The sequence below is a fragment of the Pseudarcicella hirudinis genome, from assembly GCF_900115665.1.
Classification (GTDB): Bacteria; Bacteroidota; Bacteroidia; order Cytophagales; family Spirosomataceae; genus Pseudarcicella; species Pseudarcicella hirudinis.
Map to the genome: position 1 here is coordinate 47295 of NZ_FOXH01000010.1, position 23855 is coordinate 71149.

General features: G+C 37.4%; 23 protein-coding genes. 16 read left to right on the plus strand and 7 right to left on the minus strand.

Going from position 1 to position 23855, the window contains the following annotated elements:
• The first annotated feature begins 29 nt into the window (after window positions 1–29).
• Complete coding sequence (gene crtD, locus BM179_RS16440; RefSeq protein WP_092018252.1) at window positions 30–1496, plus strand: 1-hydroxycarotenoid 3,4-desaturase CrtD; 1467 nt, start codon at window positions 30–32, stop codon at window positions 1494–1496.
• Between the two features lie 136 nt (window positions 1497–1632).
• Window positions 1633–2109, plus strand: a complete 477-nt coding sequence (locus BM179_RS16445; protein WP_092018253.1) for a DUF4293 domain-containing protein — start codon at window positions 1633–1635, stop codon at window positions 2107–2109.
• Between the two features lie 69 nt (window positions 2110–2178).
• Here BM179_RS16445 and BM179_RS16450 read toward each other — a convergent pair whose 3' ends face one another.
• Window positions 2179–3147 (minus strand): KpsF/GutQ family sugar-phosphate isomerase, encoded by a 969-nt coding sequence (locus tag BM179_RS16450; RefSeq protein ID WP_092018254.1) that lies wholly within the window; start codon window positions 3145–3147, stop codon window positions 2179–2181.
• Between the two features lie 363 nt (window positions 3148–3510).
• Here BM179_RS16450 and BM179_RS16455 point away from each other — a divergent pair, with 363 nt between their 5' ends.
• The 4 genes from BM179_RS16455 (at window position 3511) to BM179_RS16470 (ending at window position 9380) form a co-directional block, all read left to right on the plus strand.
• The gene (locus BM179_RS16455; RefSeq protein ID WP_092018255.1) at window positions 3511–5868 is read left to right on the plus strand and encodes a RecQ family ATP-dependent DNA helicase; all 2358 of its coding nucleotides are present in this window, start codon (window positions 3511–3513) and stop codon (window positions 5866–5868) included.
• A 35-nt stretch (window positions 5869–5903) separates the two neighbouring features.
• Window positions 5904–7187 carry a phosphoribosylamine--glycine ligase gene (purD, locus tag BM179_RS16460; protein ID WP_092018256.1) on the plus strand — a complete coding sequence of 428 codons (1284 nt, stop codon included), beginning with the start codon at window positions 5904–5906 and terminating at the stop codon, window positions 7185–7187.
• A 125-nt stretch (window positions 7188–7312) separates the two neighbouring features.
• Window positions 7313–8794: a regulatory iron-sulfur-containing complex subunit RicT gene (locus BM179_RS16465; RefSeq protein ID WP_092018257.1), complete on the plus strand. Its 1482-nt coding sequence runs from the start codon at window positions 7313–7315 to the stop codon at window positions 8792–8794.
• Window positions 8795–8897: 103 nt separating this feature from the next.
• Window positions 8898–9380, plus strand: a complete 483-nt coding sequence (locus tag BM179_RS16470) for a gliding motility lipoprotein GldH (RefSeq protein ID WP_092018258.1) — start codon at window positions 8898–8900, stop codon at window positions 9378–9380.
• A 45-nt stretch (window positions 9381–9425) separates the two neighbouring features.
• Here BM179_RS16470 and BM179_RS16475 read toward each other — a convergent pair whose 3' ends face one another.
• Window positions 9426–9974: a GNAT family N-acetyltransferase gene (locus BM179_RS16475; RefSeq protein WP_092018259.1), complete on the minus strand. Its 549-nt coding sequence runs from the start codon at window positions 9972–9974 to the stop codon at window positions 9426–9428.
• Window positions 9975–10066: 92 nt separating this feature from the next.
• On the opposite strand from BM179_RS16475, the gene BM179_RS16480 reads away from it, so the two are divergent.
• From BM179_RS16480 to BM179_RS16500, 5 genes are all read left to right on the plus strand, one after another.
• Window positions 10067–10957, plus strand: coding sequence for a LysR family transcriptional regulator (locus BM179_RS16480; RefSeq protein ID WP_092018260.1), 891 nt, complete (start codon window positions 10067–10069; stop codon window positions 10955–10957).
• Between the two features lie 33 nt (window positions 10958–10990).
• On the plus strand, window positions 10991–12097 hold the full coding sequence (locus BM179_RS16485) for an acyltransferase family protein (protein WP_229632964.1): 1107 nt from the start codon (window positions 10991–10993) through the stop codon (window positions 12095–12097).
• 6 nt (window positions 12098–12103) lie between these two features.
• Window positions 12104–12568 (plus strand): Lrp/AsnC family transcriptional regulator, encoded by a 465-nt coding sequence (locus BM179_RS16490; RefSeq protein WP_092018262.1) that lies wholly within the window; start codon window positions 12104–12106, stop codon window positions 12566–12568.
• Between the two features lie 91 nt (window positions 12569–12659).
• Window positions 12660–13292 carry an LON peptidase substrate-binding domain-containing protein gene (locus BM179_RS16495; protein WP_092018263.1) on the plus strand — a complete coding sequence of 211 codons (633 nt, stop codon included), beginning with the start codon at window positions 12660–12662 and terminating at the stop codon, window positions 13290–13292.
• Window positions 13293–13360: 68 nt separating this feature from the next.
• The gene (locus tag BM179_RS16500; protein WP_229632965.1) at window positions 13361–13765 is read left to right on the plus strand and encodes a DUF983 domain-containing protein; all 405 of its coding nucleotides are present in this window, start codon (window positions 13361–13363) and stop codon (window positions 13763–13765) included.
• Between the two features lie 60 nt (window positions 13766–13825).
• On the opposite strand, the gene BM179_RS16505 is transcribed toward BM179_RS16500, so the two are convergent.
• The 3 genes from BM179_RS16505 to BM179_RS16515 form a co-directional block, all read right to left on the minus strand.
• A complete protein-coding gene (locus BM179_RS16505) occupies window positions 13826–14857 on the minus strand; it encodes an acetate and sugar kinases/Hsc70/actin family protein (protein WP_092018264.1) in 1032 nt (343 codons plus the stop codon).
• A 75-nt stretch (window positions 14858–14932) separates the two neighbouring features.
• Complete coding sequence (locus BM179_RS16510; protein WP_092018265.1) at window positions 14933–15940, minus strand: hypothetical protein; 1008 nt, start codon at window positions 15938–15940, stop codon at window positions 14933–14935.
• Between the two features lie 86 nt (window positions 15941–16026).
• Window positions 16027–16725 (minus strand): hypothetical protein, encoded by a 699-nt coding sequence (locus BM179_RS16515; protein ID WP_092018266.1) that lies wholly within the window; start codon window positions 16723–16725, stop codon window positions 16027–16029.
• 749 nt (window positions 16726–17474) lie between these two features.
• Between BM179_RS16515 and BM179_RS16520 the strand changes: the two genes are divergently transcribed.
• Window positions 17475–18815 (plus strand): hypothetical protein, encoded by a 1341-nt coding sequence (locus BM179_RS16520; protein WP_143095251.1) that lies wholly within the window; start codon window positions 17475–17477, stop codon window positions 18813–18815.
• Here BM179_RS16520 and BM179_RS16525 read toward each other — a convergent pair.
• A complete protein-coding gene (locus BM179_RS16525) occupies window positions 18801–19769 on the minus strand; it encodes a hypothetical protein (protein ID WP_092018268.1) in 969 nt (322 codons plus the stop codon). The two genes, BM179_RS16520 and BM179_RS16525, sit on opposite strands and share 15 nt — an antisense overlap.
• An 83-nt stretch (window positions 19770–19852) precedes the next feature.
• Here BM179_RS16525 and ribD point away from each other — a divergent pair, with 83 nt between their 5' ends.
• Window positions 19853–20908 carry a bifunctional diaminohydroxyphosphoribosylaminopyrimidine deaminase/5-amino-6-(5-phosphoribosylamino)uracil reductase RibD gene (gene ribD, locus BM179_RS16530; RefSeq protein ID WP_374754585.1) on the plus strand — a complete coding sequence of 352 codons (1056 nt, stop codon included), beginning with the start codon at window positions 19853–19855 and terminating at the stop codon, window positions 20906–20908.
• A 9-nt stretch (window positions 20909–20917) separates the two neighbouring features.
• Here the strand turns inward: ribD and BM179_RS16535 are convergent, their stop codons facing one another.
• A complete protein-coding gene (locus BM179_RS16535) occupies window positions 20918–21163 on the minus strand; it encodes a MoaD/ThiS family protein (RefSeq protein WP_092018270.1) in 246 nt (81 codons plus the stop codon).
• Window positions 21164–21376: 213 nt separating this feature from the next.
• Between BM179_RS16535 and moaA the strand changes: the two genes are divergently transcribed.
• From moaA to BM179_RS16550, 3 genes are read left to right on the plus strand one after another with little or no spacing between them, the layout of a single operon-like run.
• The gene (gene moaA, locus BM179_RS16540) at window positions 21377–22360 is read left to right on the plus strand and encodes a GTP 3',8-cyclase MoaA (protein ID WP_092018388.1); all 984 of its coding nucleotides are present in this window, start codon (window positions 21377–21379) and stop codon (window positions 22358–22360) included.
• A 51-nt stretch (window positions 22361–22411) separates the two neighbouring features.
• Window positions 22412–23392, plus strand: a complete 981-nt coding sequence (locus BM179_RS16545; RefSeq protein ID WP_092018271.1) for a bifunctional heptose 7-phosphate kinase/heptose 1-phosphate adenyltransferase — start codon at window positions 22412–22414, stop codon at window positions 23390–23392.
• A gap of 19 nt (window positions 23393–23411) precedes the next feature.
• Window positions 23412–23855 (plus strand): GNAT family N-acetyltransferase, encoded by a 444-nt coding sequence (locus BM179_RS16550; RefSeq protein WP_092018272.1) that lies wholly within the window; start codon window positions 23412–23414, stop codon window positions 23853–23855.

Here is a 23855-nt window from a genome sequence, read left to right on the forward strand (position 1 = left end):
GAGAATGATAATATGAAATTGATTGAAAGATGAATAAAAAAATAGCGGTTATCGGAGCTGGAATTGGTGGAATAGCCTCCGCAATACGTTTGGCAAATAAAGGATTTGAAGTCACGGTCTTTGAGTCTAATCCTTATCCCGGAGGAAAACTGACAAGTTTTACCCGGAATGGTTATCGGTTTGATGCCGGTCCTTCATTATTTACTTTACCTGGTTTAGTGGAAGAATTGTTTGTTTTATCGGGTAAAAATCCCGGAGATTATTTCCAATATATCAGATTGCCGGATATTTGTCATTATTTCTGGGAAGACGGAACTACCCTGGTTGCTAAAGCTGAGCCGGAAGAATTTGCGGATGAAATTGAACTGAAAACAGGAGAATCAAAGCAAGAAATCCTTAATTTTCTGGAAGAAAGTGCCTTTAAGTATCAATTGCTTGATGGTCTTTTTTTACAGAATTCATTACATAAACTGAGTACATGGATTTCAGGGAAAGCTATCAGGGGATATCTGAATCTGCCAAAATTAGGTATTTTTAATACTATGAATCAGGCAAATGAAAAGACATTCCGGAACCCGAAAGTGGTGCAGCTTTTTAACAGATATGCTACCTATAACGGCTCTGATCCATATAAAACGCCTGCTACTTTAAATATCATACCTCATCTGGAGTACAATGTCGGTGCTTTTTTCCCTAAAAAAGGAATGATTGATATTACTGATTCTTTAATGAAATTAGCTGAGGAGTTAGGGATAAAGTTTCTCTTCAATACGAAAGTCAATGAAATTTTAGTCAGGAACCGGAAAGTCATAGGATTGATGACACAATCAGGCAAAGAAGAAATATTTGATGCAATTATTTCAAATATGGATGTTACCCAAACATACAGAAAATTATTACCCGGTCAGAAGCATCCTGAAAAATTGCTTAATCAGCCTAAAAGTAGTTCAGGCGTTATTTTTTATTGGGGTATCAGCAATCAATTTCCGGAATTGGGTCTTCATAATATTCTTTTCAGCGATAATTACCGGGAGGAATTTGAGAAGATGTTTGAGCATAAATCGATTTCAGATGATCCGACCGTGTATATTAACATCAGTTCCAAGTTAAAACCGGACGATGCACCGGCTGGCTGTGAAAATTGGTTTGTTCTGATCAATGCTCCGGCAAATGAAGGGCAGGATTGGGATAATATTATCAACAAGACAAGAAATGATGTAATCAGTAAAATTTCGAGAATCCTGAAAGTTGATTTTGAGAAATTTATTGAAAATGAATCAATTCTGGATCCCAGAACGATTGAGCTTCGGACTTCTTCAAGTCAGGGTGCTTTGTATGGAAATTCTTCCAATAATAAGTTTGCCGCTTTTTTAAGGCATGCCAATTTCTCCTCAAATCTGAAAAATCTTTACTTTGTAGGAGGAAGTGTGCATCCGGGAGGAGGTATTCCGCTATGTCTTTCGTCGGCAAAAATTACAGCAAATCTTATTAAGTAAACAGCTCCTCAGAGAATAAAGTATGGAATTTCAGCAAGGAGTTTACAGGAAATTCGCTGTTAAGCCGAAAGTTGCGTATTTTTGACAAAAAATTTGATTTTCACCAATTACATGGTCCAGAGCCGTGTTTAGAACAATGTTACAACGAATTCAGACATTATTTTTAACCCTGGTTGTCGTCTCAATGGGAGTAGTAGTCTCAATGCCTATCTGGCATAAAGTGAGTATTTCCGGAGGGGAAAGTGTACGCCTGACAGCGCTTGCACTTGAATATAACCAGGCAGCTGCCCCGGTTAAGGCAACAGACAATATTTATATTACAATATTGGCATTAGCCTCAGCGGCGATTGCTGTTTTTTCTATTACACAATTTAAGAAAAGAGTATTTCAGATGCTTTTAGGGACGTTAAACTCTTTGGTAATTGCAGTAATGATGGGATTATGTTTTTATTTGATTTTCAGGCAGGGAGTACCGATGTTTGAGCCTGAAAATCAAGGAAATTATGAAACAGGTTTCTTTGCAGCCGTGGCAGGATTATTGTCTAATATGATCGCGAACCGCTTTATCAGAAGAGATGAAATGTTGGTGAAATCTGCTGACAGAATGAGATAATGTAAGCTGGAATGTGAAGAAATAAGTATGGTCTTTCTTCACATTCCTTCTTTGCATGCTTATTAAAAATCAGACAATACCTTCTTTTAACAGATCGTGGAGGTGAACAAATCCTTTTGGTTTCATTTGTTCAACAACAATCAATTGTGTTATGTTTTTTGATTGCATAAGCTGGAGCGCCTCCGTAGCATAAGCATCGGCATTGATGGTTTTGGGGGATGGCGTCATAATATCTCTGGCTGAAAGACCAATCAGTGTGTCATGCTCATTCAGCATTCTTCTGACATCTCCGTCTGTGATAATTCCTGTTAAGTCCTGATTGGTATCAACTACCGCAGTTGCCCCAAGTCGTTTGGAACTGATTTCAAGAATAGCTTCTTTTATACTTGAGTTTTCCTGAATAATCGGTAATTCGTGTAATGGGTAGAGGTCGGATACTTTAAGGTAGAGTTTTTTCCCTAAAGCACCACCCGGATGATATTTCGCAAAGTCCTGACTGCTGAAGCCTCTGCATTCAAGGAGGCAAACTGCCAGTGCATCACCAAGGGCTAAAGCAACGGTTGTACTGGTTGTAGGAGCCAGATCAAGAGAATCTGCTTCTTTATCTATACAAGCATTCAGAATAAAGTCAGAATGTTTGCATAAATATGAATTTGTATTAGAAACCATTGCAATGAGCTTAGCACCAGTTCGTTTGATAAGAGGAACCAGTACTTTTATTTCAGGAGTATCCCCTGATTTGGAGATACAAATCACAGAATCTCCATCCTGAATCATTCCCAAATCGCCGTGTATAGCGTCAGCTGCGTGCATAAAGAGTGCAGGAGTTCCGGTTGAGTTCAGAGTTGCAACAATTTTTTGAGCAATTATTGCTGATTTGCCAACGCCGGTTATCACCACACGCCCTCTTGCGTTAAGTAAGTGATTTACACAGGCTTCAAAATTATTATCTATCTTTTCTGAAATTTTTAAGATAGCTTCAGCCTCTTCGTGCAAAACTTTTTTTGCAGTTGATTGAATATTTTTTACTAATTTCAATTTTAGAAAATGGTTTGATTGATGCTTTGTGATTATTTTTAATGCAAAGATAGTGAAGTTAGGAAAGGTTAAGTACTAACGGGTCGCTCATGACTATCCTTAGTCCTTAAAAACAGTTAAATTTTCTTATTTTTAGTAAGAAACACTTAATATTTGACAATATTTCATGTGAAATACTATTTGTTTTATTAATTTAATTTCCAGGGTTTTTACGGCAATACTATCCTGAAGCCTGAAGAACCAGACGGGATTTAATTCTTATTTTCAGATTTCTCAGGATTTGATGTTTTTAAAACATCTGATTTTAACCACTTAAATAAAGTTCAAACATAATCTAAAACAAATAAATTGTTTAGTAAAGCAATGAGCGTTAGCCAAGAGACAAACAACTTATTAAAAGATAAGCTCAAAGAAACTTTCGGGTTTAGCCAATTCCGTGGCGAACAGGAGGAAATCATTCAGAATACTCTTGACGGAAAGAATACCTTTGTTATTATGCCTACAGGGGCAGGAAAGTCTTTGTGTTATCAGATGCCAGCCATTGCAATGGATGGCACAGCTATCGTTATATCGCCTTTGATAGCCCTGATGAAAAATCAGGTAGATCAAATGAATGCCTTCGGGATAAATGCCCAGTTCCTTAATTCTTCTCTGAATAAAACAGAGATGAATAAAGTTAAAACCGAGGTATTGAATGGAGAGGTTAAACTACTTTACATTGCTCCTGAATCTTTGACCAAAGAAGATAACCTTGAGTTTCTTAAACAGGCAAAATTATCCTTTGTTGCTATTGATGAAGCTCATTGTATTTCTGAATGGGGACATGATTTCAGACCTGAATACAGAAGAATCAAGAGTATTGTAGAAAGTCTTGATTCTAATCTTCCGATTATTGCCCTTACAGCAACAGCCACCCCTAAAGTTCAGCAGGATATTCAGAAAAACCTGAATATGGAAGACTCTACCATATTCAAATCCTCTTTTAACCGTAAAAATCTTTACTACGAAATCCGTGCGAAAAAAGATATTGACAAGCAGATTATCCGCTATATCAAGTCAAATCATGGAAAAGCGGGTATTATTTACTGCCTGAGCCGGAAAAAAGTAGAAGAAGTTGCCGAATTGCTGAATGTGAATGGTATCAAAGCTTTACCATATCACGCAGGTCTGGACGGTTCCGTAAGAATGGCTAACCAGGAAGCATTTTTGAATGAAGAGGTGGAAGTAATGGTTGCTACCATTGCTTTCGGTATGGGAATTGATAAACCGGATGTTCGTTTCGTAATACACTATGATACACCAAAATCACTTGAAGGATATTATCAGGAAACTGGTCGTGCCGGACGTGATGGCCTGGAAGGTAACTGTATTATGTTTTACGCACATGAAGATATTATTAAACTGGATAAATTCAATAAGGATAAGACTGTTACAGAAAGAGACAATGCTAAAATGCTCTTGAATGAAATGGTTTCTTATTCAAATCTGGGAAGTTGCAGAAGAAGACAACTGCTACATTACTTTGGAGAATATTTTCCTCAGGATTGCGGATTTTGTGATAACTGTCTGAAACCTACTCCGAAATATAAAGCTGAGGAGGAAGTTGCCCTGGCAATCAGAGCAGTAGATTTAACGGGAGAGCGTTTTGATGCACAACACCTTGCAGAAGTATTAATGGGTGTTAAAAATCAGTATATCACCAGCTACGAACATCATAAACTGGACATTTTCGGAAAAGGTAAAAATTTCTTCAAATTACAGGAGGATGAAGATGAGGACGAAGATGATGATGACGAACAGGATGAAGAGTTTTCAGATGAGGAGGATGAAGATGGAAATCCGATTTCAAAAGCTCCGAAACCGAAACCTGCTCCTAAAGCTAAAAAGAAAAAAGAACCTGAATTAAACCCTGTAGATCAATGGGTTTCTTTGATCCGTCAGATTACAATCTTAGGGTTCCTTGAAAAAGATATTGAAAATTACGGAATCGTAAAAGTTTCTGAAAAAGGCCGTTCATTCCTTAAAGACTCGTTCCCGATTACATTGTCAAAAGATCATGACTATGAGCATGAGTCAATTGAGGATGATAAAGACGATGAGAAAGCAGCTTCCGGAGGCGGAAAAGCTTATGATGAGGCATTATTCGAATTACTGAAGAATTTAAGGAAAAAGATTGCGAAGGAGAAAAATCTGCCTCCTTATGTCATTTTCCAGGATCCTTCTTTGGAAGAAATGGCAACAACTTATCCTATTACACGTGAGGATATGGCCCAGATCAACGGTGTTGGTATGGGGAAAGTTGTTAAATTCGGAAGGCCTTTTATTGATCTGATCTCAAGATATGTTGAGGAAAATGAGATAGAAACTGCCACAGAGGTTGTCGTAAAATCAACGGTTAATAAGTCGAAAATCAAGATTCATATTATTCAGCAGGTTGACCGGAAAGTTGATCTGGATGTCATTGCCGAGCAAAAGGAGCTTACAATGGCTGAAATAATTGAAGAAATTGAGCATATCTGTTATTCCGGTACAAAGCTTAACCTCGACTATTATATCAATCAGGTAATTGAACCGGATAAACAGGAGGAGATTTTTGACTATTTCATGTCTGCGGAAACGGATAATATTGCAATTGCTCTTCGCGATTGTGACATTGAAGATATTTCAGAAGAGGAATTACGATTAATGAGAATTAAATTCCTGAGCGAAGTAGCGAATTAAAAAGTTGTTGATATTCAATCGTTGAACGAACATAGATGAATGTATTAATTTTAGGATCTGGGGGGCGTGAGCACGCATTTGCATGGAAAATCACTCAGAGTCCTCTTTGTGAAAAGTTATTTGTTGCACCCGGTAATGCCGGAACTTCTCAGATTGCCACTAATCTTAAAATCGGATATAATGATTTTGAGGCAATAGCAGCGGCTGTTTTAGAAAATAGTATTGATCTGGTTATTGTAGGACCGGAAGAACCATTAGTAAAAGGTATCAGAAACTATTTTGAGAACCGTGAGGATCTGAAACATGTACTGATGGTTGGTCCGGATGAACATGGCGCCATGCTGGAAGGAAGTAAAGACTTCTCTAAAAACTTCATGGTAAAATACGGCGTTCCGACTGCAGCTTCAAAAACCTTTACCAAGGATACCATTGAAGAGGGATTAACCTATCTGGAAAGCCATACTTTACCAATAGTTTTGAAAGCAGATGGGCTGGCGGCAGGAAAAGGCGTGATAATTGCTGTTACACTGGAAGAGGCTCAGACAACATTGAAAGAGATGCTGGTAGATGCCAAGTTTGGTGATGCAAGTAGTAAAGTTGTTATAGAACAGTTTTTAACAGGAATAGAATTATCAGTTTTCGTTTTAACCGATGGTGAAAATTATAAAATTCTGCCTGAAGCTAAAGATTATAAAAGAATAGGAGAGGGAGATAAGGGTTTGAATACCGGAGGTATGGGGGCTGTCTCACCAGTTCCTTTTGCTACTGAGAAATTTCTGAAGAAAGTAGAAGAAGATATTGTAAAACCTACTCTTTTCGGTTTGAAATCAGAAGGAATTAAGTACAATGGATTTATTTTTATAGGCTTAATGAATCATGAAGGAGAACCACTGGTAATTGAATATAATGCCAGAATGGGAGATCCTGAAACAGAAGTAGTTTTGCCAAGAATTGAGTCAGACTTTTTGTCTTTGATGTTTGCTACAGCAAATGGTACCCTTGCAAATGAGGAATTTGTGGTTAGTAAACAACATGCGGTGACAACTGTTATTGTAGCAGGAGGTTATCCGGGTGATTATAATAAAGGCGACGTTATTACTGGCTATGATTCCGTAGTTGATGCCAATATATTTCATGCAGGAACAACTCAGGACGGAAAAATGGTCGTAACAAACGGCGGCAGAGTAATGGCACTGACAGGTGTATCAAATACCCTGGAAAGAGCTATTCAAAAATCTCAGAAAGCAGCGCAGGATATCAAATTCGAAGGGAAATACTATCGGAAAGATATCGGGCTGGATGTTCTGAGATATCAATAGTCGAATTGTGAGAAAAAGAAATTGAAAGTTTAATCAAGGTATTTATTTCCTGAAGGACAGATTGGAGTTTTACCTGAAGCTTAGCTTTTCAGTTACCAGCCCTCATAATTCATAACTTTAAAATTATGGGCTGTAAATCATGTACCACAGGAAGCTGTGGGTCTAGTAATAAAGGTGATAAAGTTGGTGGTTGTCAAAACAACGGTGCCTGTGGAACCGGAGGTTGTAACAAAATGAATGTGTTTGACTGGTTGTCAAACATGGATATCCCGACTTTTCAGAAATTCAATGTTGTAGAAGTAAAATTTAAAGGAGGAAGGAAAGAGTATTTCCGTAATATCAACCAGCTTGAACTTCATGCCGGAGATCCTGTTATTGTTGATGTTCCAAACGGGCACCATTTAGGGTTTGTATCACTTCAGGGAGAGTTGGTAAGGCTTCAATTGCTTAAAAAAGGAATAAAGGATAACGAAGAAATCCGTACTATTTACCGGAGAGCAAACGACAAGGATATTGAGAAATATGAGCAGGCAATTGCAAGAGATCTGCCAACCATGTATAGAACACGGGAATTGATCTCTGAAATTAAACTGAATATGAAGCTCTCAGATGTAGAATTTCAGGCAGATAATACCAAAGCTATTTTCTACTACTCTTCTGATGAAAGGGTTGATTTCAGAGAACTGATTAAAGTACTCGCTACCGAATTTAAAGTTCGGGTGGAAATGAAACAGATTTCCCTTCGCCAGGAAGCTGGTCGTATTGGCGGGATCGGAGTATGTGGAAGAGAGTTGTGCTGTTCAACCTGGCTTACCGATTTTAAGAATGTTAATACTTCAGCAGCACGCTACCAGAATCTTTCGCTAAATCCGGTTAAGTTATCAGGACAGTGCGGGCGTTTAAAATGCTGCCTGAATTATGAATTGGAAACCTATATGGATGCGCTGAAAGGTATTCCAACTATAGAAGGCCGTTTAAGAACCCAGAAAGGTGAAGCGATCCTGCAAAAGACCGATATTTTCAAGAAAATTATGTGGTTTGGATATGCCGGAGAAGAATCTAACTGGTTTCCTGTAGCTGTTGCAAGGGTTAATGAAGTTATGGAATTAAACAAAAAAGGTGTTTTTCCTGAATCTTTTGAAGTGTTGGAAGCTTTTGAAGCAAGAATTGAGAAGCAAACCCCTGCTACTTTAAACTCCGATCTGGACAGAATGGATAAAAAGTACAGTAATGGTAAAAAGCCCAATACGAATAACCATAATAAAAAAGAGAAACGTAAGCCTGAAAAGGCCGAAGCAGCGTCAAATCAGAATGTTAAGGCAAATCGTGAGAAACCCCAGCCACAGGCTGTAAAGGAAAAACCGGTTCATCAGCCTAAACAACATGCTCAGAAACAAAATAATCCGGCTGCTAAACATTCCGGAAAACCACAGCAGGCAGCTCAGGGTGTAGCAGAACAACCGCAGACTGGCCAGGCGCCTCAAAATGCTCAGCCAAAAACCGAAAGGCCGGAAAACAGCCAGAAAAATAAGAAGAATTTCAAAAAGAATAATAACCGCAATCGTTCGCCGCAGGAAGGTGGAACTGCGAGTGAACCAAAACCTTAATTCTTTACGGAAAATACCTTTTAGTCTTTGATAAGATTTTACCTTCCTGATCGTTTAGCCTTTCAGGAAGGTTTTTGTTAAATACAGGTTTAGTTTAGAAACGATGAATAAAAGAGTATTTTTTTATTTCCTTTTCCTTGGTTTTGCCGCTTTACAAAGCTGTGATGACAAGACGCTGATGAAGGAAAACTACAATATCAAAGACGGGAAATGGTTTGTAAAAGATGCCCCGGTCTTTTCTTTTGAGGTTTTGGATACCTTATCTTCATACAACGTTTTCTATAATGTAAGAAATAATTCCAGCTATCCGTATTACAATTTGTATCTTACCCATTATCTGTACGATGCTAAAAATAAAGTAATTCATCAAAAACTTGATGAGCTGATTCTTTCAGATGCGACCACCGGAAAGCCAACAGGAGATGGCCTGGGAGACATCAATGATCATAAGGTGCTGGCATTTAAAGATTTCAAATTCCCGCATAAAGGGCAATATAAAATTCAGGTAAGACAATATATGCGGCAAAATCCTTTACCCGACGTAGTAAGTGTTGGAATTACTATAGAAAAAACGCTTGCTAAATGATATTAAAAACTATAAAAACTGGCTTATCGGCCAGTTTTTATAGTTTTAACATGGGACACTCTCATTTTGTACATCAATATTCAGTTCTTTCTTCATAAGAAGGTCAACCTGAACATCATCACCTAACAAAAAGTTATGGCTTCCGAAAAATTCAAACCCCCATTTTTTATAAAAATTGATTGCTTTTGGATTGTGCTCCCAAACTCCTAACCAGATTATTTCATATCCGTTCTTTTCCGCAAAACTGAGACATTCTTTCATCAGAGCTTTTCCTAAGTGAAGATGATGAAATTCTTTCAAAAGATAAATCCGTTCAATTTCAATAGATTTACGATCTGCAAATGCTTCATTATTATGCCTTAATTTGGCATAACCAATGCTTTGATTATTTACTCTTGCCAATAGAAAAAGCGTTCCGGGAGTATTGACTTCAGCCCTTACCTTTTCAGTATTGAAAGTTTCTGTCAGATATTTTTCCATATCTGCTTTGGTATTATGTTCTGTGAAAGTCTCAGAGAAAGTCTGACTGCCAATCAGACAGATTTCTTCAGTATCTGATAATGTTGCTTTATGAAATATGACTTCAGTATTCATTGTTCTTCGGGTTTAATAATGCAAGAAAGTCAATATTATTAATAAGAAAAAATACTTAATTTGTATAAAATTATACCATAAAAGCATTAAAAATGGAATTGCGACAATTGAAGTATTTCCTTGGAGTAGCAGAAGATCTGCATTTTTCTAAAGCTGCAGAAAAGCTTTTTGTAGCACAGCCCGCCTTGAGCCGTCAGATTCAGCAATTGGAAGATGAGTGGGGCGTTTTGCTTTTTGAACGTGACAAACGCAATGTAAAACTGACACCAGCGGGGGAATTTCTGAAAGAGGAGGTAAAGAAATTATTGAATCAGGTTGAAAACATAAAAAAAAGAACCCGGCAGATTCAGCACGGAGAAGAAGGTGAGATCCGGATCGGGCATCCCGGCTCAGCTGTGTATTCTGTCATACCGGAGTTATTGGTTGCATTAAATGAAAAGTACCCGAAAATTAAAGTCGCTTTAGGAGAGATTCTGGAAGTTGATTTGGTGAAAAGTATTCAGAATGCCAGCATCGACGTAGGTTTTATCAGAGAATCTCCGTTTGATAATAACCTGTCTTCAAAGGTTCTTTTCCGGGAAAACTTTGCCTTGGTTATTCCCGATAATCATTGGCTGAATGAGGAAAATTTTGAGAATATGGGCCAGCTGAAGAATGAAAGTTTTATCCTTCCTCCAAAACATGCAGGAGAAACGTATTACAATGTGTTGCTGGGAATATGTCAAAGAGAAGACTTTCTGCCTGAAATAATGTTTGAATCAAATTTTGGCGCAACCATTTTGCGTTTGGTAGAGCATAACCTCGGGGTTTCTATTTTACCTGTATCCTATAAATACGGGTCGAATTTAAAAGTAAGGTTTCTGGAACTGAAGAATATTCCGGAAAAAACAGAATTGTCTATGGTTTGGAGAAAAGATGATAACAATCCTGTTCTGAAAAGTTTTTTAAAAGTTGCTAATATGTTAACTTTTGGCATGGATTAGAAAGTATAAAAACAACTCTCAAATGATAATCGTATGACTATGAACTCAGGACGTCTTATTTTTCTGGATTTTATGCGTGGACTGATTATGATTCTGCTGGCTGCTGAAAGCGCAAATTTGTATGAGGCTCTGAGTGAACTAACGACTGAGGAAAGTTTGGGAAGAATTTTTATGGATCAGTTTACGCATCATAAATGGAATGGCTTACATTTTTGGGATCTGATTCAGCCTTGTTTTATGACTATTGCAGGCACTTCGCTTTATCTTTCAACACAGAGCCGGCTTGAGAAAGGCGAACCTCTGAGTGAAATACAGAAACATGTACTGATCCGAAGCCTTAAGCTTTTTGCTTTTGGAGTGGCCTTGCATTGTGTGTATGCAGGAAAAATGGTTTGGGAACTATGGAACGTTTTAACACAGCTTTCTTTAACACTGTTGATTGCTTTTACCATTATTCAGGAAAGAATCAGGGTGCAATTGCTTGTATCTTTTGCCATTTTGCTCTTTTCAGAATGTCTTTACCATTTCGTAAGCATTAAAGGGTTTAACCAGCCTTTTGCTCCCGACAGAAATTTCGGAGCGTTTATGGATATGGTTCTTATGCGAAAAATAAATGAAGGAGGTCATTGGGTGGCTATTAATTTTATTCCTTCCGCTGCTCATACAATCTGGGGGGTAGTCCTTGCTAAATTTTTAACAGGTCGCCTGAGGCCTAATCAGAAGATCAGAACACTCTTTACAATAGCTTTAGGAGCGCTGATTTTTGCTTATCTCCTGGATCTGACGGATCTGTCACCGATTATAAAAAGAATTTGTACCGCTTCTTTTATTATCGCCTCAGGGGGCTGGGTTCTTGTTATCTTTGCGATTTGTTACTGGATAATAGATGTAAAAAAAATAACCAGATGGATTCCGTTTTTCCTGATAGTCGGGATGAACTCCATCTTTATTTATTTGCTGTTTGAAACAGTTGGCCACCAGTGGATTAACAAAACGGTTGCTATTTTCAGCAATGGTATTACTGGTTTTATAGGCATTCCTGTTGAAGTACAACCGGTTTTTGCGGCGTTAGGAGCTCTGCTGGTGGAATGGTACATTTGTTACTGGCTTTATAATAGAAAGATTTTTTTTAAACTTTGAGAAGAAATGGCAAGTTTGGATGTAACCGACTTAAAGATTTTACAACTGCTGCAACAAGATGCCCTTATGACAAATAAGGACATTGCCGCAAGACTGAATCTGACTACAACACCTGTTCATGAGCGTATTAAACGTATGGAGCGGGATGGTGTAATTGAACAATACACGGTGATTCTGAATAAATCAAAACTAGGCAAATCACTCACTGTTTTCTGTGATATATCATTAAAAGAGCATGCGACTGAATTTTTGGCACAATTTGAAAATGATGTAATGCTGCTCCCGGAAGTGGTTGAATGTTACTGCGTTTCCGGTCATAGTGATTTCCTGCTGAAAGTTCTTGTAAAAGATATGGATGAATACCGGGAATTTATTCTCCATAAATTAGCAGCCATTAAGAATATAGGAAATGCACAAAGTCATTTTGTAATGAGTGAAGCTAAAAACTCGACATTTCTTCCTTTGCAGTAGAAAAGCACTAAATACATTTTTATATATTTTGAGCAAAAGCCTGTTCCTCTTTCCGGTAAAGGTTTATTGTTTTTTATTTGTATCCTTAAAAATGGAAAAAAATTTACCATTATTCCCCTTAAACCTCGTGGTCTATCCTTTGGAAGACCTCAATCTGCATATTTTTGAAGAACGTTATCAACAGCTTATCAACGAATGCCTGGAAAACGAAACAACTTTTGGCATACCCACTTTTATAGATGGAAAACTTCCGGGTTTTGGTACAGAAGTGAAAATAACCCAGCTTTCAAAAAAATATGATGATGGGAGAATGGATATTAAAACAATCGGACTGAGAGCTTTCAGAATTATTGATTTTCATAATCCGGTTGCCCCTAAATTATACTCCGCGGGAAAGGTACAACTGTTCAAAGAACCTGAAACACAAAGTATGATTATGCCGGGTTTACTGGAAAGAGTGAAAAAGTTTTATCAGCTGATGTATGAAGACCTGAACTTTAATCCGGAAAAAATACAGCCGTTTTCATATCAGGTTGCTCATAAAATCGGCCTTACTATTGAGGAAGAATATATGTTGCTGACTATGCCGACAGAGTTGGAAAGGCAGGCATTTCTGATTCAGCATCTGGAGCGAATTATTCCTATTTTGACGGAAGTAGAACGTACGAAGGAGCGAATCAGAATGAACGGACACTTTAAGAATTTAGATCCCCTGGATTTTTAACAAAAACTGAGATTTTTACCTAGGAAGATTTTTCCAAAACGATTAATTATCATTTAAAACGTTGATTTATGAATGACAGTAAAATATTGAAGCCTAAAGTTGCCCACTCCAGGTTGCAGGCAATTATTGAGGAGAAATGCCCGAGGTGCAGGCAAGGTAAGATGTTTGAATACCCTTTTCTAAGGGTTGATAAATTTGATAAAATGCATGAATTTTGCCCGGTTTGTAATTTACGCTTCGAAGTTGAACCAGGTTTTTGGTACGGTGCAATGTTTATAAGTTATGGATTTTCTGTAGGATTATTAATTGTTTTAGGGGTTGTTATTTATTGGTTTTTCAATGATCCTCCGATCATGGGTTATATTATTCCGATTACTGTAATTTCGCTGTTAGCGGTTCCCTTTAATTTCAGACTTTCCAGAAGTGTATTCATTCATCTTTTTAGCTTTGTAAAATATAAACCGCAGGAATAAAAAAAAGCTCTCCGAAATGCACCTGGCATTCGGAGAGCTTTTTCTTGAAATTCAGGCGTTTTAAGGTAAATCAAGCAAGAAACCGATTGTAAAGTTTGCATCCCAGTCAAATACAAATTTTTCACATCCTGTTCCGTCAGCAACGGCTTTGTAAATATTTAAACCTGCTTTTGATTTGGCATTTTCCAGTTTATATGCAGAAGGAGCATTGAGAACAGTGTAACGTTCTTTGCCATTGCGAACAGCTTTGGCTAGCTCAAACGGAACTCCCCCGATGATAAAACAAGTTTTTCTTTTATCTGAAGGAATTTGTTTTGCTTTAGCTGACACTTCACTGTAAACAGTAGCATCGTCCACTCCGTTCTGGAAATATTTTGCTCCGTAAGACTCTAATGAATGCAATGCTGTTCCTTCAGTCCAGGAAATTTTAGTGTTTCCTGAGCCAATATCAACCACAAAAGCATTTCCTCTGAATTCTGCGGGAAGTACTGATTTTAATCCTAATTTACCTTCCTGCTCCGGAGTTACGGTATTTACAAAATAGTTTAATGATTTAAGTACTCTGATGATTTTCTGGGTTCCATCGGCCTTTATTGCTCCGGAGCTTACCACGAAATGAATATCCTTGCCGCTTACTCCGAAATCAAGCATTCCTCCGATATATTTCTTCAGACCTGCACGAACATCATCATCAGTGGCCATATTTTCCATGACAAGGCTGTTTCCAAATTCAGCTTTTTCCAGTTTCCAGTTTTTGTCTTTGTCAATTCTTACCACGAATGAGTTAAAACCACTGGCTCCAAGTTCTACCACACCTTTTAACTTACCATTCACAGGAGAAGGTGCTGTGAATTCAAAAGTAGGTTTTGGAGAATCTGTTGCTGTGCTCGAAGATGAAGATGCCTCTTCTGCTGAAGAAGATGCTGACGATTCAGTAGCAGCAGGCATTGAAGGTGATGATACTTCCGTCTTTTCTTTAGACTTTAATTTTTCAAGTAAATCAGTACCTCCGACGTATTTCAAGCCAAAATAGATGGCTGCCAGCACTAATACAGTTATGATTAATCTTCCGGCTATGGTTAAACGTTGCATTTTTTGATGAAATTGGTTTAAAAGAGTTAAAAATATTTTTATACACTTTAATGAAATCCGACCTTATTTCAGGTTCTACTCAAGAAGACTTTTATAGTTTGAGTCTTTAGGAGGGTTGATGCTGCTTTTCGGAGAAGGATCCTGAGGTGAGTCGATGCTGATCATTTTAAATTCACCGTTATTATAAGCATCCAGCATATTCTGACCTTTTTCTGTCAGTACTCCATTCTGAATATCAACCGAATTAATGAAGTCCATTGAATAATCCATAGCACGTTTCATTTCTCCTAATTTTTTACTCATATCATCCTGAATATATTCCATTGATTCATCAAAATAGAACTTCTTGTCAGGGTTTCCTTTAAAGATACTGATTGCCGTTTTCAGGGCATTCGAACTGCTTTTCACGATTTCATATTCTGCTTCTTTCAGTTTTACTTTAATTTCAGTTTCCTTGATGATATAATCAGCTGAAGACTGTACTTTTTCCATAAACCCCAGCACTGTTTTCATGTTCTTTTGCAGCGGAAGAAGTTTTTCATTCATTTCCTGTAAACCTGCTCCTTCAATAGTTGCCAAAGAAGCCGCCTCTTTCATCCCCGGTTTTTCGGTCATGGAATTTGCTTTGTTTGCTTCAGCAAATTTTTGTTTAATCTGGTCATTATTTTCATTAATCTTCTTGTTCAGTTTTACGAGCTGACCAGCAAGAATGTCAATCTGGCCAGACATTTTATCACGTTTTTCTCTCAGATCCTGAATGTAGATTTTCATGATTGCAATAGGATCGAGCTGGATGATCAGGCCAGTGATTTTTCTCATCAGGGTTTTGAAAAGAAAGAAGACAGCTGTACGAACATCTTTGCTTGTCAGCAGAAATATCAGAAGCCCTAAAGCCAGAAGAAGTATTGATAGATAAAGCGTATTTTCAGTGACTTTTATGAGAAATTCTACAATTCTGTTAAAGTAATACAGTCCGAAAGCACCCGCGGCTGCGAGGAATAGGAGGGAGGTCATCCCTTCCGGTTTACTCCAAAAAGATTTCTGGGGTTGTTCGCCTCCGATTTGTGATAAGTCTGCTGCCATTGTTTAAGTTTAGTTTAAAAGATTTTAATATGGTTCAAAGAATTGATTGTGTATGTTATTGCTATATCGTTTTATCGGATTACAGCTTAAGCTTCGCTTTTCAAATATTGCTGAATCTTCAGAATATCACCTTTAATCTGTTCAACAAATGAGTTGTAGGTAAGCTCATAATTACTTTTATTGGAAGTGATTTTTGCACTTTGCTCTGTGATATCTGTTGTTACTTTAGTAAGTTTTGCATTATTCTCATTGATTTTGTTCTGAAGATCAATGATTTGCTTTGCCATGTTTTCATTTTCATTCTGAAGGTTTTTCAGCTCATTTTTCAAACCTCCGACTTTCTCAGCAATGGCAAGTTCCACATCATTCAGAAAAGCCTTTTTGTCTGAGTCAAGGATACCGATATATTGATTGGCTGAAGTTGTCAGTACTGAAACTTCAGAAACGCCTCCCATAGCCTTAAAACTTGCCCAGGCAGCCTGATATTGCTTGTCTTCCGAAAGGTTTAAACCGGACAGGCTTTTTAAGGTCTGCATATATTCGAAATAATCCGGCCCTTTCAGATTTGATTTTTCGATAAGCTGTACAAAATGATCCACAAACTTTTTGTCTATAACCCCGGTTCCGGACGCATTTTGTACGGCAACAGTCTGATGAATCTGTGTTTGAGACGGCTCGTTTTCAGGATTGGGGGTGGTAGCAGTGGTTTGGGTTTGAACATGCTCCGATTCTTCATTGATGAAGAAACTTAAAATTCTGCGACCTAAACTTTTTTCTTCTGCCATGATAGCTTGGGGCGTTTTGTGATTTGGATGATACTTATTGTAAGAGATTATTGTTTATTCAAGTCAGCCTTCCTGCAGAAAGCACATTGCAATATTAGCAAAATGGAATGCGTAATGTAAATTCAGATTGGAAGAATGGTGATCCGGCTTGATGGCGTCCTTAAATTTAAGGATGATTTTCGATTTTAAGCTTTGAAATCTACTATTTATTGGTTTGTCCGCTTACTAAGTTATGGTTTATTAACATAAAATAATTACAATCGGATAAACGCATTTCCTTACAAAGTGACGTAATTCAATAGTTTTTTTACTTTTGTGAAATATATAACACACAATTTAAAGAATAATTTATGCATAGTGCCTTAAAAAGATATGGGTTATCCCTTATTTTTATAGGAATCCCTTGTCTGATCCATTGTTGGTTTGTGCTTTCAAATATAGTAAACTTCCCCTTTCAGGATGATACTTTACTATTAGAATTTGTTAATGCCGTCAGTAAAGAAAATGTAAGTATCAATGTTTTTTTTGAACAGCTTTTTAAAGTAGATAATGATCATATCCTCGTTATTCCGAGATTAGTCTGTTTTACAGATTTCTTAATTCATGGACATTTAGATTTCAGGCTTTACATATTCATTGCGAATATCAATCTGTTTGCCATATTTTTCTTTTTGTGGTTTCAGTTTCGGCAAACAAAACTCCCTTTCTATTATTTTTTTCCGATACCCTTTCTGTTTTTCCAACCTCAGATGTGGGAAATCTCTTTGTGGGCCCTGAATGGAATGCAGCATTCTTTCATTTTATTGTTTGTCTCTGCGATTATATACTGTATTGAAACAAAGAAAACATGGGCTTTCATTACTGCCCTGGTTTTGGGACTTTTTGCCACATTTAGCCATGGGAATGGTATTTTGATTTATCCTGTGATTTTTTTAGCCCTCATGGTGCAATCCCGCTATCGTGAAGGATTTATCTGGATCCTCGGGATGATTAGTTCCCTTGTTTTATATCTTTCAAGGTATGAAGTCAGCCAATCGGCTAGTTTGTCGACAAATATTCTGAGGATTCTGGAATCATTTTTTGCGATTTTCGGCTTTAATGCTTCCGTTTTTCTTCCAATGAATGAAATAATAGTCACTTCGCTTGGGGTAATACTGTTTTTCTTTATGTTTTTTGTCATTGAAACAGATTTGATAAGAGGCATTATTAAAAAAGCAAAAACAACTCAGCTTGAAAACCTGGGGCTCATTACTTTATTTTGTTTTATTGTTCTTACCGCCGCTATTATTTCATTTGTACGCTCCTGGAACGGGGTTGTAATGGAAAGCAGATTTGCAATTTATGCTTCACTCAGTACCATTATCGTTTACATAATGCTGGCCGTAAAACTTGATGAAAAGTATAGGAAGATATGGTTTCTGGCAATTTTACCATTGTCGGTCATTTTTAATTACTGTTCTTATATCAATGAATTCAAAGTAGTTGATTATCGCAAAAGCTCTTTACAGGCTGATATCTTTAACTGGAAATACAATCATACAATGTTGTCTGTACCAGGTCAGTTTACTAAGAATGCAGATTTCTTTCTAAGCCCGGTTTATCAGAAGAAAATCTGGATACTGCCTGACTACTGGGATGAAAATGCAGGAATAATTGAAAATTCAGAACCTCAGAATGCCGGAAATTACAAGTTAAATGTGCATCTGAACCGGCAGAAAATAGCGGAGAAAACGGGCTTTTCCATAAGAAGCGAAGCAGAAATAATAAACCTTGACTTTCCTTTTGTCAAAGGCAATACGAATGAAGCAGTTTATCTGGCATTAAAACATAATTCAGACAAAACCCTCTTATTAATTCCGACGTTTTCAAATACAAATTCAAGGATTCGGACACTTTGGGAACAGAAATATTTCAAGCAGGGATTCAGAGCGAATTTCAATACCGACCATTTACATGAAGGAACTTATCAGATTGGTTTTGTTACCTTGCATAACAATATAGCAAGCATACACTTCAGTAAAGACGTTTTTAACATTAAAGGGCAAAAGATTTCTTTTGTAGCTGATGGCAGAATACTATCTGAAATTTGAGAAAAACAGATGCATATTTTCGGGATAGGCTAATACTTTTATGTTGTTATCGAGCTCTTTAATGTTAGTTTTCAACTTTTTTATTTCTGTGGCAAACCGGATTTCCATCGTTTTGGGGTTATTTCCCTGAAAACGATGGAACATGCTTTCCGGTCCGGTTAATAAGTCCAGTTCCGTTTCAAGTTCCTTAATTTGTTCATTCAGAATCTTATTGTAATGTTTAATCTGGCTTTCTTCTACGCTCAGATTGGTATCCTCTGAAACCAGAAGTTCCATCTTCAGCCTGAATAATTCAAATAAATCATTATTTTGATATGCCTCAGTAATCTGGTGCATAATCTGGTTTTTTCTGATTTTCTTTAGTTCATCCTGTTCTTTGTCCGGATGAAAAACCTTCACCAGATCCGTATAAATCGCTCTGGAAGCTTTGTTTAAATCTTTGATATCTGCTTTGATTTTTTCCTCTTTAGAGATTTGCTCAGACGTTTTTTCAACATCAGGAGCCTGTCTTTTTTTTTCAGAAAAGTCTGATTCATCGTTTTCTTTATATTTAGCTGGCCGGGCTTCTGCTTTAAATGAAAGTAAATCGGCATATTTTTCGTACAATGGCCTCAATTCAATTTTTCCTGCTTTTATAACTAAATCATAGGCTCTTTCAAGAATAAACCCGGCAAGTATTTTCCTTTCTTTAGGCTTGAAAAAAGCGCTTTCATAGTGCTTGTCAAAAAGTCTGACAAATTCGACCAGCTTATTGTTGAATTTTATTTCTAAAGGGACAACCTCTTTGTAAACTCTGATCCGGATTTTCTCCGACAAACTCTTTGCTTCTTTAAGTTGTTGTTTCAATGAGTTAATTCTTTCAATGTGTGCATTGAAAATCCTTTGTAAGCGGGATAACTCCTTTTCAGAAGTTGATTTCAGTTTTAAGATTTCGTTTTGTTGCGGGGAAGACATTACTTTGCAATGAATAAGTTGTTCAGGCAAATGTTGATTTTGCTCTCTTAATAATTGAGTTTTCAGTAAATCTAATTCAAATTGTGCAAAAAGTAACAAATTTACCTTCTCATGAATTATTTATGAGCAGAGCATTGGAGTTAGCCGGATTAGGAGCAGGTAATGTTTCTCCTAATCCTATGGTGGGATGTGTTATTGTTCATGAAGGAAGGATTATAGGAGAGGGCTGGCATCGGAAATACGGAGAGGCGCATGCAGAGGTAAACGCAGTAAATTCAGTAGAAAATAAATCTTTATTGTCTGAATCAGAGGTGTATGTTACCCTGGAACCATGTTCTCATTTCGGGAAAACCCCTCCCTGTGCTGATTTATTGGTATATCATCAGGTAAAAAGGGTGATAATCTGCAATGTTGACTCAAATCCATTGGTTGGTGGAAAAGGGATAGAAAAACTTAAAAATGCCGGGATTGAAGTTATTACCGGAATACTTGAGGAAGAAGGCAGGATTTTGAACAGACGGTTTTTTACATACATTGAGAAAAAACGACCGTTTGTGATCCTTAAATGGGCCGAATCACAGGATGGATTTATTGCTAAGCCTGGCTTTGAGGCTGTTCAGATATCAAATCCGCTTTCGAAACGACTGGTGCATAAGATGAGGTCAGAGGAGGATGCGATTATGGTTGGAACAAATACTGCCAGATATGACAACCCGCAATTGAATGTGAGAAACTGGACCGGAAGAAATCCGCTCAGGGTGGTGATTGATAATAAGTTAGAGCTTTCGGAAGATTTATTTCTTTTTGATGATTCACAGCCAACTATTTGCTATAACCAACTGAAAGATAGGACTGAAAAAGAAACAATTTTTGTGAAAATTCCTGAAAAGGAAACCCTGCTGTTCATACTGAATGATCTTTTTCAACGAAAAATTCAATCATTGATCGTTGAAGGAGGTACAGGATTACTTCAAAGTTTTGCTGATGAAAGGCTTTGGGATGAAGTCTATCTGATAAAGGGAGACAATTTTTTAACAGAAGGGATTAAAGCCCCCATATTATTAAATGCTGAATCGTCCCTGTATCAATGTGAGCAAATAGGAAATGATAAATGGTTTCGCTATCGTTCAGATTTTTAATATTTGCTTTTAACCTCCTGATACCGGAGGAATTAAAGCGATTTCATCTTTTTCGGAAAGCACCAGTCCTAAATCGGCGTACTCACTATTAACTGCCACCAATAGAGATTTAATTTCACTCAGCTGAGGAAATTTTGTTTTGAGGTTTTCAACAAGAGCATTTACGTCTGATTGATCTGTCAATTCCACCTCGGTTGATGAGCTGCCGATAATGTCTTTCGTAATACCGAAAAGAGAAACTTTATATTTTGTCATAGAAATTGCGTTATCATTTAAAGGTTAAGCTTAATTCGTAAAAGAGTCTTAACTTTGTTAAACAGAAAAAATGGGATTATCCATTTCAAACGTTCTTTGCTGAGTAATTTTCCGGAATAAAATCCGGTTTTACCAGACAAAGGTACACGAACCAAGATATATTTTGATGTGCAAAAGTCCGAAAATCATAATAACATCAGTGAGGTAAAACCCTTGTTGCTTGACAACCATGGTCGTCCATTGACGTATTTGCGATTGGCGGTAACGGATCGTTGCAATTTAAGATGTTTTTATTGCATGCCCGAAGAAGGCATTAAATATTTACCGAAGAGTAAACTACTTTCCTATGAAGAAATGCTCAGAATGGTGAATATTCTGGCTGAAATGGGAATTAATAAAGTCAGAATAACCGGAGGGGAGCCGTTTGTAAGAAACAATTTGATTGATTTTCTCGAAAAACTGGCTGAAATAGAGGGCATAAATGATTTAAGTATTACGACAAACGGTGTTTTTACAGGGGATTACATTAAACAAATGAAATCTATCGGGATCAGGTCTGTCAACCTTAGCCTGGATACACTGGATAAAAACAGATTTTATAAAATCACCAGAAGAGATGAATTTGATAAAGTCTATGAAACCTTATTCAGGTTAATTGATGAAGGATTTGAAGTAAAAGTTAATGCCGTGGTGATGGAGGGGAAAAATATTGAGGACCTGATTCCATTGGCCGAACTTACCCGTAATAACAATGTTTCTGTACGATTTATCGAAGAAATGCCGTTTAATGGAGAAGGGGCTCATTATGCCAGACTTGAATGGGATATGCTCAGGATTCTGGAGGAACTTAACTTACATTTTCCTGATTTGCAAAAGCTACAGGATGGCCCTTACTCAACTTCTTATAACTATCAGATACCGGGTTATCAGGGAAATGTAGGAATTATTGCTGCTTTCAGCCGTACTTTTTGCGGAACCTGTAACCGGATCAGAGTAACAGCTACAGGAGAGTTGAAAACCTGCCTTTATGATGATGGTGTGCTGAATGTCAGGGATTTAATGCGGGGTGGGGTAAGTGATGAGGAATTGAAATCAGAATTTATGAAGGCTTTCCGAAACAGAGCTAAAGATGGTTTTGAGGCGGAAAGTAACAGAAAGAATATTGTTAAGGAATCAATGACCACCATCGGTGGATAGAATTGTAAAGCGGTAAAAAGCTGAACAATTTCATAAAAGTCTAAAGACCAAATGACAATCAACCAAATATTTGAGAGTTTTAATACGCTTAAAGTCCTGATTATCGGGGATGTAATGATTGACTCCTACACATGGGGGAAAGTTGAAAGAATTTCGCCGGAGGCACCGGTTCCTGTCGTTAACGTAAAAAGAAGAGAAAACCGGCTTGGCGGGGCAGGAAATGTAGTATTAAATGTAAAAAGTCTTGGTGCTGAGGCAATCATTTGTTCTGTTGTGGGTAATGACTCTTACGGAGATGAGCTGGTGAAACTTCTTGAAAAAAGTGAATTACCTACTCAGGGTATAATTCAGTCGGAGACGAGGATTACTACCGTTAAAGAAAGGATTATTGCAGGCTCTCAACAGGTAGTTCGTGTTGATACCGAGACAGATAAGCTCATAAATGAAGCTGAAAAAGAAGCGCTTATTTATAAAATTAAAGAACTTGCCGGAACGGCAGACGTTATTATTTTTGAAGATTATGATAAAGGCGTTCTTTCAAAGGAATTAATAGCAGAAGTAATAGATTTTGCCAATCAACATAAAATCCCTACCGTTGTTGACCCTAAAAAAAGGAATTTTCTTCATTATAATAAAGCAACACTTTTCAAACCTAATCTCAAAGAACTTAAAGAGGGTCTGAATATTCACTTTGACGTTAAACAACCGGAAGAACTGGCTGAGGCTGTAGAAAAATTGAGAGTTGAACTTGAGGTGGAAGGAGCTTTTGTTACGCTTTCGGAGCTCGGAGTTTTTATTGATTTCAGAAACGAGAGAAAACACATTCCGGCACATATCCGCCAGATTTCTGATGTTTCAGGAGCCGGAGATACTGTAATTTCTATTGCTGCCTGCTGCCTTGCCTTAGGGCTTTCTCCGGAACTCATAGCCGGGTTATCAAATCTGGGAGGAGGACTGGTTTGTGAATCAGTCGGAGTGGTTCCGATTGATAAAGGATTATTGAAAACGGAAGCTTTAAAGCATTTTAATTAAACGATATTATCGCCTGAGCATGTCAGTTTACGAAGTACATAAAGATAATTTTTTGATTTCTACTGATAAGGCTAAATTACAGTTAGGAGTGATTCATCAGTATTTATCTGAAGAATCTTATTGGGCGAAAAATATCCCGATAGAAATTGTCGAAAAGTCTATAAGCAATTCTATTGCTTTTGGCGTGTATGACAAAAATGAACAGGTAGGTTTTTGTCGTGTAATCAGTGATTTATCTACATTTGCTTACCTGGCAGATGTGTTTGTACTAGAAAATTCGCGGGGGAACGGTCTTTCTAAGTGGCTGATGGAAGTGGTATTAGAGCATCCTGATTTACAGGGACTTCGTCGGTGGGTGCTTGCTACAGAAGATGCCCACGGACTTTATGCGCAATATGGTTTCGTCCCGCTCGAGAAGCCACAGAATTTTATGAATATCAGGCTTGCCAATCCATATGCCTGA

Excerpts from the sequence above, each read along its gene's own strand:
- crtD (WP_092018252.1), top strand. The coding sequence starts at position 30 with ATGAATAAAAAAATAGCGGTTATCGGAGCTGGAATTGGTGGAATAGCC.
- BM179_RS16445 (WP_092018253.1), top strand. The coding sequence starts at position 1,633 with ATGTTACAACGAATTCAGACATTATTTTTAACCCTGGTTGTCGTCTCA.
- BM179_RS16455 (WP_092018255.1), top strand. The coding sequence starts at position 3,511 with ATGAGCGTTAGCCAAGAGACAAACAACTTATTAAAAGATAAGCTCAAA.
- purD (WP_092018256.1), top strand. The coding sequence starts at position 5,904 with ATGAATGTATTAATTTTAGGATCTGGGGGGCGTGAGCACGCATTTGCA.
- BM179_RS16465 (WP_092018257.1), top strand. The coding sequence starts at position 7,313 with ATGGGCTGTAAATCATGTACCACAGGAAGCTGTGGGTCTAGTAATAAA.
- BM179_RS16470 (WP_092018258.1), top strand. The coding sequence starts at position 8,898 with ATGAATAAAAGAGTATTTTTTTATTTCCTTTTCCTTGGTTTTGCCGCT.
- BM179_RS16475 (WP_092018259.1), bottom strand. The coding sequence starts at position 9,974 with ATGAATACTGAAGTCATATTTCATAAAGCAACATTATCAGATACTGAA.
- BM179_RS16480 (WP_092018260.1), top strand. The coding sequence starts at position 10,067 with ATGGAATTGCGACAATTGAAGTATTTCCTTGGAGTAGCAGAAGATCTG.
- BM179_RS16485 (WP_229632964.1), top strand. The coding sequence starts at position 10,991 with ATGACTATGAACTCAGGACGTCTTATTTTTCTGGATTTTATGCGTGGA.
- BM179_RS16490 (WP_092018262.1), top strand. The coding sequence starts at position 12,104 with ATGGCAAGTTTGGATGTAACCGACTTAAAGATTTTACAACTGCTGCAA.
- BM179_RS16495 (WP_092018263.1), top strand. The coding sequence starts at position 12,660 with ATGGAAAAAAATTTACCATTATTCCCCTTAAACCTCGTGGTCTATCCT.
- BM179_RS16500 (WP_229632965.1), top strand. The coding sequence starts at position 13,361 with ATGAATGACAGTAAAATATTGAAGCCTAAAGTTGCCCACTCCAGGTTG.
- BM179_RS16505 (WP_092018264.1), bottom strand. The coding sequence starts at position 14,857 with ATGCAACGTTTAACCATAGCCGGAAGATTAATCATAACTGTATTAGTG.
- BM179_RS16510 (WP_092018265.1), bottom strand. The coding sequence starts at position 15,940 with ATGGCAGCAGACTTATCACAAATCGGAGGCGAACAACCCCAGAAATCT.
- BM179_RS16515 (WP_092018266.1), bottom strand. The coding sequence starts at position 16,725 with ATGGCAGAAGAAAAAAGTTTAGGTCGCAGAATTTTAAGTTTCTTCATC.
- BM179_RS16520 (WP_143095251.1), top strand. The coding sequence starts at position 17,475 with ATGTGGGAAATCTCTTTGTGGGCCCTGAATGGAATGCAGCATTCTTTC.
- BM179_RS16525 (WP_092018268.1), bottom strand. The coding sequence starts at position 19,769 with ATGTCTTCCCCGCAACAAAACGAAATCTTAAAACTGAAATCAACTTCT.
- BM179_RS16535 (WP_092018270.1), bottom strand. The coding sequence starts at position 21,163 with ATGACAAAATATAAAGTTTCTCTTTTCGGTATTACGAAAGACATTATC.
- BM179_RS16545 (WP_092018271.1), top strand. The coding sequence starts at position 22,412 with ATGACAATCAACCAAATATTTGAGAGTTTTAATACGCTTAAAGTCCTG.
- BM179_RS16550 (WP_092018272.1), top strand. The coding sequence starts at position 23,412 with ATGTCAGTTTACGAAGTACATAAAGATAATTTTTTGATTTCTACTGAT.